At 38.4% G+C, this 12,828-nt stretch carries 12 protein-coding genes; 10 read left to right on the top strand and 2 right to left on the bottom strand.

Annotated features, from left to right (window positions below; all coding sequences use genetic code 11):
* Nucleotides 1–62: 62 nt before the first annotated feature.
* Entirely contained in the window at nucleotides 63–677 is a 615-nt protein-coding gene (locus tag BM015_RS16350) for a hypothetical protein (protein WP_090660990.1), read from the top strand.
* Here BM015_RS16350 and BM015_RS16345 read toward each other — a convergent pair whose 3' ends face one another.
* Entirely contained in the window at nucleotides 678–1,034 is a 357-nt protein-coding gene (locus BM015_RS16345) for a hypothetical protein (protein ID WP_143075903.1), read from the bottom strand. It abuts the gene before it with no gap.
* Nucleotides 1,035–1,151: 117 nt separating this feature from the next.
* On the opposite strand from BM015_RS16345, the gene BM015_RS16340 reads away from it, so the two are divergent.
* From BM015_RS16340 to BM015_RS16325, 4 genes are all read left to right on the top strand, one after another.
* On the top strand, nucleotides 1,152–2,576 hold the full coding sequence (locus BM015_RS16340; RefSeq protein ID WP_090660984.1) for a tetratricopeptide repeat protein: 1,425 nt from the start codon (nucleotides 1,152–1,154) through the stop codon (nucleotides 2,574–2,576).
* Between the two features lie 68 nt (nucleotides 2,577–2,644).
* Complete coding sequence (locus BM015_RS16335) at nucleotides 2,645–3,409, top strand: phosphosulfolactate synthase (RefSeq protein WP_090660982.1); 765 nt, start codon at nucleotides 2,645–2,647, stop codon at nucleotides 3,407–3,409.
* Nucleotides 3,410–3,412: 3 nt separating this feature from the next.
* Nucleotides 3,413–4,144, top strand: coding sequence for a shikimate dehydrogenase family protein (locus BM015_RS16330; protein ID WP_090660979.1), 732 nt, complete (start codon nucleotides 3,413–3,415; stop codon nucleotides 4,142–4,144).
* A 205-nt stretch (nucleotides 4,145–4,349) separates the two neighbouring features.
* The gene (locus tag BM015_RS16325) at nucleotides 4,350–4,730 is read left to right on the top strand and encodes an START-like domain-containing protein (protein WP_090660976.1); all 381 of its coding nucleotides are present in this window, start codon (nucleotides 4,350–4,352) and stop codon (nucleotides 4,728–4,730) included.
* A gap of 133 nt (nucleotides 4,731–4,863) precedes the next feature.
* Here BM015_RS16325 and BM015_RS16320 read toward each other — a convergent pair whose 3' ends face one another.
* Nucleotides 4,864–5,466, bottom strand: coding sequence for a hypothetical protein (locus tag BM015_RS16320; RefSeq protein WP_090660973.1), 603 nt, complete (start codon nucleotides 5,464–5,466; stop codon nucleotides 4,864–4,866).
* Between the two features lie 26 nt (nucleotides 5,467–5,492).
* On the opposite strand from BM015_RS16320, the gene BM015_RS16315 reads away from it, so the two are divergent.
* The 5 genes from BM015_RS16315 to BM015_RS16295 all read left to right on the top strand — a co-directional run bounded on the left by BM015_RS16315 (nucleotide 5,493) and on the right by BM015_RS16295 (nucleotide 12,822).
* The gene (locus BM015_RS16315; RefSeq protein ID WP_090660969.1) at nucleotides 5,493–6,932 is read left to right on the top strand and encodes an LptF/LptG family permease; all 1,440 of its coding nucleotides are present in this window, start codon (nucleotides 5,493–5,495) and stop codon (nucleotides 6,930–6,932) included.
* A 60-nt stretch (nucleotides 6,933–6,992) separates the two neighbouring features.
* Nucleotides 6,993–8,003 carry a cation diffusion facilitator family transporter gene (locus BM015_RS16310; RefSeq protein WP_090660967.1) on the top strand — a complete coding sequence of 337 codons (1,011 nt, stop codon included), beginning with the start codon at nucleotides 6,993–6,995 and terminating at the stop codon, nucleotides 8,001–8,003.
* Between the two features lie 227 nt (nucleotides 8,004–8,230).
* Nucleotides 8,231–9,391, top strand: coding sequence for an Lnb N-terminal periplasmic domain-containing protein (locus tag BM015_RS16305; protein ID WP_090660965.1), 1,161 nt, complete (start codon nucleotides 8,231–8,233; stop codon nucleotides 9,389–9,391).
* A gap of 1 nt (nucleotide 9,392) precedes the next feature.
* Nucleotides 9,393–10,199 carry an alpha/beta fold hydrolase gene (locus BM015_RS16300; protein WP_090660962.1) on the top strand — a complete coding sequence of 269 codons (807 nt, stop codon included), beginning with the start codon at nucleotides 9,393–9,395 and terminating at the stop codon, nucleotides 10,197–10,199.
* Between the two features lie 28 nt (nucleotides 10,200–10,227).
* Nucleotides 10,228–12,822: a T9SS type B sorting domain-containing protein gene (locus BM015_RS16295; RefSeq protein WP_177191939.1), complete on the top strand. Its 2,595-nt coding sequence runs from the start codon at nucleotides 10,228–10,230 to the stop codon at nucleotides 12,820–12,822.
* The last annotated feature ends 6 nt before the right edge of the window (nucleotides 12,823–12,828 follow it).

The following is a 12,828-nucleotide window of genomic DNA, read 5'->3' as shown; positions in this document are numbered from 1 at the left end:
GCGCAGGCAATCACCTTTAAATATTGCGTGTTAAATTGCATGTATAAGATGATCTTATTTAGATGAAAAGAATAGCCATCATAATTCCTGCATTATTTTTTTATATGGTTTCGCTTGCGCAAAGCCAGAAAATAATTTCTGATTGCACCATTTTATATTCAATAAACAGCTCCGGTTCGGAACACAGGGATATGGGATCGAAAACACTTTATATTAAAGGAAAACAAATGCGGGTTGACCTTGCGGGTAAAGCTTTTAAGCAAGCATTATTTTATAACAACAACACTGGCAATGCTACTGTTTTAAAAGAAATAGGCGCATCAAAATATATTGCTCAATACAATGCGGCGGAATGGAAAAAATTAAATCATATATATGACAGCATCAGGGTTGAAATAAAAGACTCGGTAAAAAATATTCTCGGTTATAATTGCAGGCAGGCAGTCCTTACTTTAAAAAACGGCAAAGTTTACACGGTTTATTATGTGCCGGGATTAATTCCATCGGTTATGGAAATGCCCTTTGAAGCTAAAAATATACCTGGTCTTGTACTTGAATATGAATCAACCGGCAGAGATAATGAAAACATTATTTACGCAGCACAGAAAATTGATTTCAAGCCTGTAATTACACACCTGTTTGATATACCTAAGACCGGTTACAGAATTTTACACTGATTAATGTGTGCCAGGACGGGAAGGCGTTTTGAAAAAAGGTGTTTTCACCTTGTATTTGTATGGATAAACATAAGCGGTATTACCGTGCTCCATACGTATCATTGACTGGCCTTCAACAGAATTTAAAGAATTTATCTGGTAAAGGTTTGAAGATCCTTTATATTGGAATTGGGAAAGCCTGAAACTTGGATAAGCAGTATTTTTTAAAGTGGTCCGGGTAAAATTTTTAAGGCTTAAGTCCGTAGTATCGCCTTTTTTCCTGCTTTTATTATTATCTACAAAAGAGGCAAATGCCTGTACGCTGAAAGCAAAAGCAAGCAGCAGCATTAGTCTTTTTGGAGATAAAATCTGTTTCATGGCGCAAATATACAACTTTAACACGAAATATACTTTTCTATAACGTAAATAATAATCTTTTGTTACAGAAATTGGAAAATATATTATCATTTTTTAATTTTCCGCAACCTCACGCCTATGCATGACCGTCCTTTTCGCGGAAATACAGATGAAATTGATGATTTGATCAGGCAATATGAAGATTTACGGGCCGGCAGAAAATCTTCCTTTCTTGAGGAAGAGTCCTTCGAAATCCTGATAGAATATTTTAATGAAAAAAACAGTTTTCATAAAGCACTTGAAATAACGGAAACAGCGCTTGATTATTTCCCTTATTCCGGGGACCTTTTTGTGAGAAAAGCAGATTTGCTTGTTGCCATTCATAATTACACCGCAGCGCTTGAAGCCCTGAAACAGGCTGAATTCTACGATCATGATAACATAGATATATACATTCTGAAGACAGATGCCTACCTGGCGCTGGATTTGCCCCAAAAAGCTGCATCGTTACTCGAAGAAGCTTTGTTGATTTTTGAAGGCGATGACCGCCTTGATCTTTTATTTGAACTGGCTGATGTGTATGATGATTATGAAGATTTTGATAAAGTTTTTGATTGCCTCGTTTTAATACTTAAGCAGGAACCGGCCAATGAAGAAGCACTGTATAAAATTTGTTTCTGGACAGATTTTACGGGCCGTAATGAAGAGAGCATAAAGCTGCACCAGGAAATAATTGAAGATCATCCTTATTCTGAACTGGCATGGTTTAATCTTGGTTCAGCTTACCAGGGGTTGAAACTGTATGAAAAGGCCATTGATGCCTATCAGTATGCAGTTGCCATAAATGATAAGTTTGATTACGCCTATCGTAATATGGGCGATGCCTATATAAGGTTACGCAGGTATAAAGATGCGATAGAAGTGCTGGAAAAAGTGGGTGAAATTACCAGGCCTGAAGATGTGATTTTTGAGGCCATCGGCCATTGTTATCATAAGCTTGGAAAATTTGCATCGGCGCGGTTTAATTATCGCAAAGCGAGCCACATAAATACCGGCGACAGTAAACTTCAATATAAAATTGCCCTTACATACATTAATGAAAAAAAATGGGATAAGGCAATTGTACATCTTGAAAACGCATTGCGTATTCATAAAAACGTTCCTGAATATAACCTGGCCATGGGCCAGTGTGTGCTGCAGCTTGAAAACTATAAAGATGCTGTGCATTATTTCAGCATGGTTGTAAGAAGCCGCCCTAAAAATGTACGCGGCTGGAAAGCGCTTATTACCTGCCTTTATCAATCGGAATATTTTGAAGAGGCTATTCAGCAGTGCATTACAGCATTAAAACTTACGGAAGGGAAACCGTTAATTCACTATTTATACAGCGCGGTTTTGTTTGCTGCGGGCAAACAAAAAGAAGCATTGATGCAACTGGAAGCCGGGCTTAAGAAATCGCCTGCACTTGTAAAGAGCTTTGTGGACCTTAATCCATCCATACTTCAAAATTCTTTTGTTGTAGATTTGCTGGCGCGTTACAGGAAATCAAAACGCAAAAAATAAGTTGCTTTTTTCATTACATATCATAATAATACCTCATACCCTTATTTTTGCGACCCAAATAAGTTTGCATGAATTTTAATCTTACTCAAATTCCGGAGAGGAATCAGAAGCCCCGTGCAAGTGGAATAACAATGGTTATGGATAAAGGGCTTAGTATTGAGGAAGCAAAGAATTTTTTAAGTATTGCTCATCCCCATGTTGATATTTTAAAGCTTGGTTTTGGAACTGCCTTCGTTACGCCCAACCTTCGGGAAAAAATAGAAGTCTATCAGTCTTTTGATATACCTGTTTATTTTGGAGGTACTTTGTTTGAGGCTTTTCTCATCCGCAACCAGTTTAATGATTACATAGAAATGTGTAAGAATTATAACATTGCTTATATGGAAGTAAGCGATGGTTCCATCACCATACCGCATGCTGAAAAATGTGGATATATAGAAAAGCTTGCTAAGCATGGGACAGTGTTAAGCGAAGTTGGCTCCAAAGACGAAACCAACATTTTTCCGCCTTATAAATGGATTGAACTGATGCGGGCAGAACTTGGCGCTGGTTCTTCTTACGTAATTGCAGAGGCAAGGGAAGCGGGCAATGTGGGTTTATACCGCGGCACCGGAGAAGTAAGGCAGGGCCTGGTACAGGAAATCCTTACACAAATACCGGCGGAAAAAATTATATGGGAAGCGCCTCAAAAATCGCAGCAGTTATATTTTCTTGAACTGCTGGGCGCCAACGTAAACCTTGGCAATATTGCCCCCACAGAAGTTATACCACTGGAAGCTATGCGGGTGGGTTTAAGAGGTGATAGTTTTCATTTGTTTTTGAATAAAAACTAAGCCATGCGGCAATTTGGCCTGATCGGTTTTCCGCTTTCGCATTCTTTCTCTCAAAAATATTTTACCGAAAAATTTTTGAAGGAAAATATTACCGATGCGGCTTTCCTGAATTTTTCTATTCCTGATATTGCAGATATTGAAAACATATTCCGCGATCATCCTTCATTGCAGGGTTTGGCAGTAACCATTCCTTACAAGAAATCTGTTATACCTTATCTAAACAGCGTTGATGATGCCGTTAAAGAAATGTCTGCCTGTAATTGTATTAAAATACGGGGCGAAATAAAAACGGGATTTAATACAGATACAATTGGTTTTGAAAAATCGTTTGTAAAACAGTTAAAACCGCATCATAAAAAAGCGCTGATATTAGGCACGGGCGGTGCTTCCGCAGCCATACAATATGTATTAAAAAAGCTTAATATTGAATATTTGCTGGCTTCAAGAAATAAATCCTTGAAGGCAATTGCATACAGCGATATTTCTCCTGCAATATTTCTTGAATTCAATATTATCATTAATTGTACACCCCTTGGCACTTATCCTGATACAGGCAAAGCTCCTTTATTGCCTTATAATTTATTAACTCCGGAGCATTACTTGTATGACCTCGTTTATAACCCGCCACTAACCAAATTTTTGCAGTATGGAAAGGAAGCGGGGTGCACCATTAAAAACGGTTACGAAATGCTTGAATTACAGGCAGAAGAAAACTGGAAAATCTGGAATAGCTGAAAAACACGTGTCACCGGTTTAAAACAGTTATGAAATGCCCTTAAATCTCTGGTATGCCCAACGCAATGATTATTTAAAGCGTATTCCGTCTGGCAATTGAAAAAAGCAAAAAAATAAACAGATGAAAGAGTTTGTAAAAAAATTTTTGCGCTAATAATAATTTAATATTATTGCAAACTTGAGAAGCACAAATTAAAGTTGCATCATGCCAAAAAAACAAATTTTTACCCTCGAATATGCCGTAAGGTGCTCGCCAGGCATCCTGTATGGATTTCTTTCTACACCGGCCGGGTTAGGCGAGTGGTTTGCTGATAAAGTTGATGAAAGAGATAATATATTTATTTTTTCATGGAACGGCTCTATTGAAAAAGCTGAGGTTGTAGACTCTGAGCTTGATAAGTTCATACGTTTTCACTGGCTTACCGCACCAAAAGATGAATATTTTGAATTTAAGATTGAGAAAACTGAAATCACCAATCAAACTATACTGGTTATAAAAGATTTTGCTGAGAAGAATGAAATAAAAGATCAAACCCAGCTTTGGGAATACCAGGTTAAAGAACTTTTTCACCGGTTAGGTAATTAATCCATATCTAACTATTTCTTCCGAAAGAAATACTCAATATTCCCCGCCTGACCGAATCAGCCGGGAAAGAACAAGACAATATGCAATGTTCAATTGTAAACTTCTGCAAATTGAATATTGCTTATTATAAAAATTAAGCCCTGATCAGCATTTCAATAAATTCCCTGTATTGCTTTCTAAAAAATATTTCAGCATCATTCCATTTATTTAACGGAAGCCGGGCGGCTATTTTTATAAACTCTTTTTGAAGTATTTCTTCAGAAGGAACAGCATTAAAAGGCTTGTAATTTGATTCTTCAAAATGATGCACCCATGGCGATGTGTTTACGCAAATAAAATAGGCTTCGTTCTGTTTATTTTTTATGAATTGCGATAGTGCAGCTTTATATTGGTTGAAAAATTTTCCTGAAAGCTGAAGTGTTATACTGAAATAATTTCCCCACCAGAAAAAGCATCTTATGGCAAATGCATCATCTTTATTAAAAAACCTTGGGTGGTCCATCATTATATAAGGCAGTCCCAAATAATTTTCTCCTTTATAAATTTTTGGCGATGATGAATGCATTTCACCCGGCAGTGAATTTGAAAAGCTGTTTAATATCTTTCTGAAATCTTCACTCAGCACGCCAAATAAATCATACACCTTTTGTATAATTCTATTCTTTGTTAAAATAAATTCGCTGTTTACAACCAGTTCCAATTCCTTTTTTGAAAGCTCTACATTTGTAGCGGGCATAAGCGTATTTTAAAACTTATTGCAAAGTGTTGAAAAAACTTGACATACTTATTGTTAAAGCATTTGTCGGCCCTTTTATTGCCACCTTTCTCATTTCATTGTTTGTATTGGTGATGCAATTCTTCTGGCTGTACATTGATGACCTTGTAGGCAAGGGGCTTGATGTATTTACTATTTTAAAACTCATAAGTTTTGTAGCGGCAACAGCGGTTCCGCTTGCATTACCGCTTGCATTGCTGCTTTCATCTATCATGACGTTTGGCAATCTTGGTGAAAGCTTTGAGCTTGTTGCCATAAAATCTGCAGGCATTCCGTTGCTGCGGTTTATGGCGCCCCTGCTTATACTGGCCATTCTTATAAGCTCTGTTGCTTTCTTGTTTGCCAATAACATTATACCGGTTGCCAATCTTAAACTAAACGCTTTAAAATATGATATTATAGTTACCAAGCCTGCGCTGGATATTAAAGAAGGTGTTTTTTATGATAAGATTGAAGGCTTTGTAATAAAGGTGGGTAAAAAAGAAAAAGACGACAGCACTATTCACAACGTAGTTATTTATGAAAAGAATTATGGCCCGCAGGATCAATTCCTGGTAGCCAACAGTGGTGTGATGAAAGTAACACCGGATAAACGTTTTCTTCAATTTACGTTGCATGACGGATGGAACTACCAGGAAAACGGGAACCGCTATAGTACCAATACAGATTTTATAAGGATGGGCTTTAAAGACTACCAGAAAGATTTTGATTTAAGCAGTTTCCAGATGAACAGAACAGAAGACAGCCTGTTTAAGTGGGACCCGAAAATGCTTACAGTTCATCAGCTTAATTTATCTATTGACTCCATTTCAAAACTGAGGGATTCAAATATAAACCGTTTGAAATCGCAGTTGCAGCCCGTGCTTGTCTTTTACAAATACCGCGACAGTGCCTGGGTGCTGCCCGATTCATTGAAAAATAAATCATTAAAAAATATTCGTTCTATTATTCCCGATAGTATGGCCACAACCGTGTATGACAGGTCATCTTCAGCCATAAATTCAGTAAAAGGGTTTGTTGATATTGCGCAGGGCGAATACAGCGACAGGCAAAACCTGCTGCGCAAAAACCGGGTGGAATGGAACCGTAAATTCAGTTTGTCTTTTGCGTGCATTGTGCTCTTTATGATTGGCGCCCCGCTTGGCTCCATTATAAGGAAAGGCGGTCTTGGTTCACCGCTTGTGTTTGCCGTTATCTTCTTTGTTTTATTTCATTTGCTGAACACCTTCGGCGAAAAATTTGCCAAGCAGGGTGTTACCAGTGCAGCTTTCGGAATGTGGCTTTCCACTATTATCCTGGTACCGGTTGGCGTATTTTTAACTTCAAAAGCTATGAGGGATTCGCAGTTGTTTAATAAAGAGTTTTATTTCAGGTTTTTTAAAAAGTTTAAGTCGTTGATGGGGGCAAAAGCCAAACCTGAAAATTGATAAACTGTATTTATATAAAACTTATTTCCGGTATCAGTTTTTAAAATCTAATAAAGGCAATTGCAGACAGCACAACAAAATTTCAGGGTTCAAAAATGGATTACGGCTTTGTCTGTAATACTTTTTGCCGCAAAGATTATCGCCTATTATTTTACAAATTCGCTGGCAGTGCTTTCTGATGCGCTTGAAAGCATTGTAAATGTAATAGCGGGTTTTATAGGGTTGTATAGTTTATATATTGCTGCAAAGCCTAAAGATGCCGATCATCCTTACGGGCACGGCAAAGCTGAATTTGTTTCTGCTGCGGCTGAAGGAACATTGATTGTTGCATCCGGTATTCTTATTCTTTACGAAGCTGTTATAAATTTTATACAAAACAGGCCGCTTGAAAAGCTTGATACAGGGCTGTGGCTGATTGCCTTTACAGCGGTAGTAAATTTTATTGCCGGTTTTATTTGTGTAAGAATAGGCAGGCGCAACAGTTCGCTTGCTTTACAGTCGAGCGGCAGGCATTTAATAATTGATACGTGGTCAACACTTGCTATTATTGCAACGCTTGTAATTATTTTATTCACTAAATTTTATTGGCTTGATAAAATAGTTGCCTGCATTATTGCCTTCGCAATTATCTTTAACGGCTATAATATTGTGCGCAGCTCACTGGCCGGGATAATGGATGAGGCCGATACGAAGTTATTGCAGCGGATGGTACGGTTGCTTAATGAAAAGAGAAGGCCAAACTGGATTGATATACATAACCTGCGCATTATAAAATATGGCAGCGTATTGCATATTGATTGCCATCTTACCCTTCCTTTTTATTTAAATGTGCTGGAAGCGCATGATGAAGTAGTGGCGCTGGAAAATTTAATTATTTCAGAATTTGGGGAACAGGTTGAAATGTTTGTTCACACAGATGGAAGCTACCCGGTAAGCTGTGCTGTTGTATTTAATGAAGAAGAAAAATCGGCCTGCCCGGGTTCTCAGCCGGGAAAAGAATGGAAACTGGAAAATATAATGAAGAACGAGCGGTTTGGGCTGTCGCAGATAGAAGTTGATACCGCCGGCTGAATTTATTATGGCTTAATATTATTTAAAACCGTACCTGCTTATTTTGTTTTATGAAACCGCACATAAAAAAAATTCTAATCATAGAAAGATAAATATGTGAGGTTTCATCCGGCAAATAAAAAATCAAAAAATATTCGGATGAAACGCCCATGCAAAATATTTTTTTCACATAGGGGAATGTAGATCAGGGCGTTCCATGAAACCATTGAAAAAACAAATATGTACGAATGAAAGGTTTTATTCTTGGCATTTTATTGCTTTGTATTTCACCATTGCTCAACGCTCAAAATAATAGTGCGCATATGCGCATTAGTGTTATAACCTGCGGGCCGGGCAATGAGCTGTATTCTTTATTCGGCCACACTGCATTGCGTATAATTGACAGCGTAAATCATACTGATGTAGTGTATAACTGGGGTGGCTTTACTTTCGATCAGCCTAATTTCTATTTAAAATTTATGCGTGGTAAGCTGCTGTATTATTCTTCTGCAGATGCTTTCCCGGAATTCATGTATGAATATATTTACGACCACCGAACTGTTTATGAACAGGAATTGAAGATAGACAGCGCATCAAAACAAAACATTATTAATGCCGTTAACTTCAATATGCAGGGCAATAACCGTTTTTATAAATATGATTTCCTGCTTGATAACTGCACAACAAGGGTAAAGGATATTGTTTTAAAGAATATACAGGGCGATACCATACACAACAGGATTGTTCCTGCCGGAACTACTTCGAGAGACCTGATTCATTATTACCTGGAAAGAGGCGGCCAGCACTGGACGAAGATTGGCATAGACATTTTACTTGGTGGCAGGGTTGACCAGGTTGTTTCAAATGATGAAGCGATGTTTATGCCCGAATTTTTTATGAAAGGCCTTGCCACTTCTTCTGATAAAGGCGTTTATGTGGCAAAAAATAAAACCGTTTTATTAAAAGGAGATAACGGAGATGGGTCTTCGGGCAAATACATTCCGCTTATTACGCTTACCATAATTTCGGTGGCGCTTTTTGTGGTTTCAAAGCTTCATGCAAAATGGGCAAAAAGATTCACAAGCTTTGCTGATGCTTTGCTGCTTTATATAACAGGCCTTATAGGCTTGCTTTTATTGTTCATGTGGTTTGCTACGGATCATACCGTTTGCAAAAACAATATAAATTTAGTTTGGGCCTTGCCATTCAACCTTCCCGTTGCTTTCTGCCTCATTAAAAAACCTTCCTGGCTGAGCAACTATTTTTTTATTGTGGCCGTTATTACAGCAGTATTTATTGCCACATGGTTCTGGGTGCCACAGCAGTTAAATATTGCCTTGCTGCCTGTGGTAATTTTACTGTTAAACAGGTATATAAATCTTTCCAATAAGTATCGTAAGGTAATTTAAAATGATAAAGACCATTACGTATAAAAACACTCCTTTATCATATTATGCCTGCGGCAAGGGTTTCTCCGTTGTATTGTTGCATGGCTTTGCAGAAACATACGCAATATGGAAAAATCAATCCGGTTTTTTGAAAAATTATTACAGGCTTATAATACCCGATTTGCCAGGTTCAGGCGCATCCGCGTTATTTGAAACCGGTAAGAATAATTTAACCATTGATGAACTTGCAGATAGCATTCATTCAATAATAATAAATGAAAATATTGAGCGTTGCATAATGCTTGGCCATAGCATGGGCGGATACGTTACGCTTTCTTATGCTGAAAAATATGCTCATAAATTACAAGCCTTTGGCCTTGTGCATTCAACTGCTTTTGCAGACAGTGAAGAAAAAAAGCAAATCCGCAAACGCGGTATTGAAATAATGGAAACTTATGGCGGCTATGCTTTTCTTAAAACAACCACTCCTAATTTATTTACCACAGGCTTTAAAAAAAAGCATAATGAAATAGTAAAAGAATTAATAGAAGAAGGCCGGCATTTTAAAAAAGAAAACCTGCAGCAATATTACTATGCCATGATGAACCGTGCAGATAAAACCAGTGTGCTTAAAAACACTGTGTTACCGGTTTTATTTGTTGCAGGAACAGAAGACGCTGCCGCCCCTTTGAATGATGTATTAAAACAGGTGCATGCGCCTGAAATTGCATACATTCACATTATAAATAATATGGCTCACCAAAGCTTGCTTGAAGTGCCTGTGGAATTAAACAGTGTATTGAAGAATTTTATAGATGAGGCTGCATAAAAATTTAAATATTTTAAGACTGTTGTTTGTGTTAATAATTCTTTTATCGGCACAAAAATCTTATGCCGACCATCTTAAAGGTGGCTGGATGAAATATACATTTACAGGTAAAACTGGCAGCACGCTTAATTACAAAATTTCTTTCTATCAGTATTCAGACTGCAGCCAGCGCGAAAAGGTGGATGCCGGTATTTACATGGCGGTGTTCGATGCAAATTCTTCACAGCCAACGATGGTTAAATATATTCCTCAGGCCACCTTAACCACTGAATCAAAAAATGATTTCGGTCCTTGTTTTCAAAACCCTCCGTATGTATGCTATCTCGTGGCAGAATATACAACCACCATCAGTGTTCCTGAAAATGAAGACGGTTATACGCTTTCGGTGCAACGTTGCTGCCGTATTGCCGGCATTGCAAATGTGCCGGTTTCAAACAGTTTTGGATTAACTTACACCATTACAATTCCCGGCGGGAGCAACAGCAACGATAACAGCCCTGTTTTTAGTTTCAATGATGCATCAGCTATTTGCGTTGGCTCTCCTTTTTCTTTCGATTTTTCAGCTAAAGATATTGATGGGGATGAACTCGTATATTCACTGTGCAGCGGATTAACCGGCGGCACGCAGTTTGAACCGGTGGTGGAAGATCCATCCGCGCCTCCCTATAGTTCTATTTCTTACATTTCCCCTTATTCCGGCACACGGCCGCTTGGCGCAAATGTTTCAATCGATTCAAAAACAGGCGTACTTTCAGGCATAGCCCCCGATAAAACAGGCACCTATGTTGCGGCAGTTTGTATTGATGAATACAGGAATGGAAAGTATATTGGCCATACAAGAAAAGAACTGCATCTTGAAGTGTCTAATTGTAAATTAGGCGGCGCTCAATTGGATCCGTCTTACATAACCTGTGATGGTTTTGATTTTACATTTGTAAATAAAGCGGGCAATAATCCTAATTATACATATTCATGGGATTTTGGTATTACCAACCTTACTTCTGATACTTCTGCCGAAGCTTCTCCAACTTATACTTTCCCCGATACAGGCGTTTATACGGTGCGGCTTAAAGCTAACAACAATAAGGGTTGTGAAGATTCAGCGAAGGCGGAGGTAAAAATATTCCCCGGTTTTAAAACAGATTTTTCTATTGATGGCAGTTGCATATTCAACCCGTATAATTTAAAAGATTTAACCACAACAAAGTATGGATTTGTTGATTCCTGGAAATGGTATTTTGGGGATGAAATTAATGATGGCGGAATTTTTATTCCGCCTGGTGATACTGTTCAATATCCAACTCATAACTATTTTGATACCGGCCAGAAGATCATTACATTAATTACAACCAGCTCAAAAGGTTGCATTGATACAGCTACGAAAGTGCTGGCGGTTAATACCGGCCCCAATGTTGCCATGGGTTTTAGGGATACGCTCATCTGCAGCATTGATACACTCAGGTTAAATGCATCTTCATCCACGGAGGGTGCAACCTTTAATTGGTTGCCAGCCTACAATTTAATTGGCTCAAACACAGCGAAGCCTTATGTTTATCCAAAACAAACCACTAAATATAATCTTACTGTAAGCTATAAAGGTTGTGTTGCTGAAGACTCGGTTGTCGTAAATGTTATTGATAAAGTGTCGCTGGAATTGCCTGCCGATACAGCTATTTGTAAAACAGACAGCATACTGCTTACGCCATCCACCAACGCGCTTTATTTTTCCTGGGCGCCTGCACAAAATTTAAGCAGCGACACTGCAAAAGCACCGGTAGCGGTTCCGTTATCAAACACAAAATATACTGTTACCGCTTCAGTTGGAAAATGCAAGGCAACAGATGCAATTAATGTAACTGTAGTGCCTTATCCTTCCGCTGATGCGGGCGATGATATAAGTATATGTTATGGCACCACAACTCAATTGCACGCTAATATAGAAGGCTCCGGTTTTTCTTGGACGCCGGTAAACTCACTGGTAAATTCACGCAGTTTGTCACCACTTGCCGGGCCGCAGTCAACAACAACATATATATTATCGGTTACAGATACAATTGGCTGTCCCAAACCTGTAAGTGATTCTGTTATAATATCGGTTATTCCAAGGGTGATGGCAGATGCGGGTAATGATACCGTTATTGTGCGCCAGCAACCGTTGCAGCTTGAGGCTAAAGGCGGCACTAATTATCAGTGGATGCCTGCTTCCGGTTTAAGCGATCCGTTTATAGCCAATCCTGTTGCAACATTTACTGACGGCCCGGATACGGTTTCCTACAAAGTAAAAGTGAGTACGCCTGAAGGCTGTTTCAGTTACGATAGCATTAAAATCTACATTTTTGAAACAGAACCACAGGTATTTATTCCAACAGCTTTTTCACCTAATGGTGATGGCGTAAATGATGTATATAAAGTAACGGTTGCAGGAATGAAACAGTTTTTCTATTTCAGGATTTATAACCGTTGGGGACAATTGCTGTTTAATACCGGCACTCCAAACAAAGGCTGGGATGGAACCTACAATGGGAACAAACAACCAGGCGGCACGTATGTTTACGTTGTGGAAGCAACGGACTATAACAATAAGCCCTATTTAAAGAAAGGCAGTTTTGTTTTAATAAGATAAGAGGGG

This window comes from Parafilimonas terrae (genome assembly GCF_900115755.1).
GTDB lineage: Bacteria > Bacteroidota > Bacteroidia > Chitinophagales > Chitinophagaceae > Parafilimonas > Parafilimonas terrae.
This window is presented reverse-complemented; position numbering and strand designations above follow the sequence as displayed.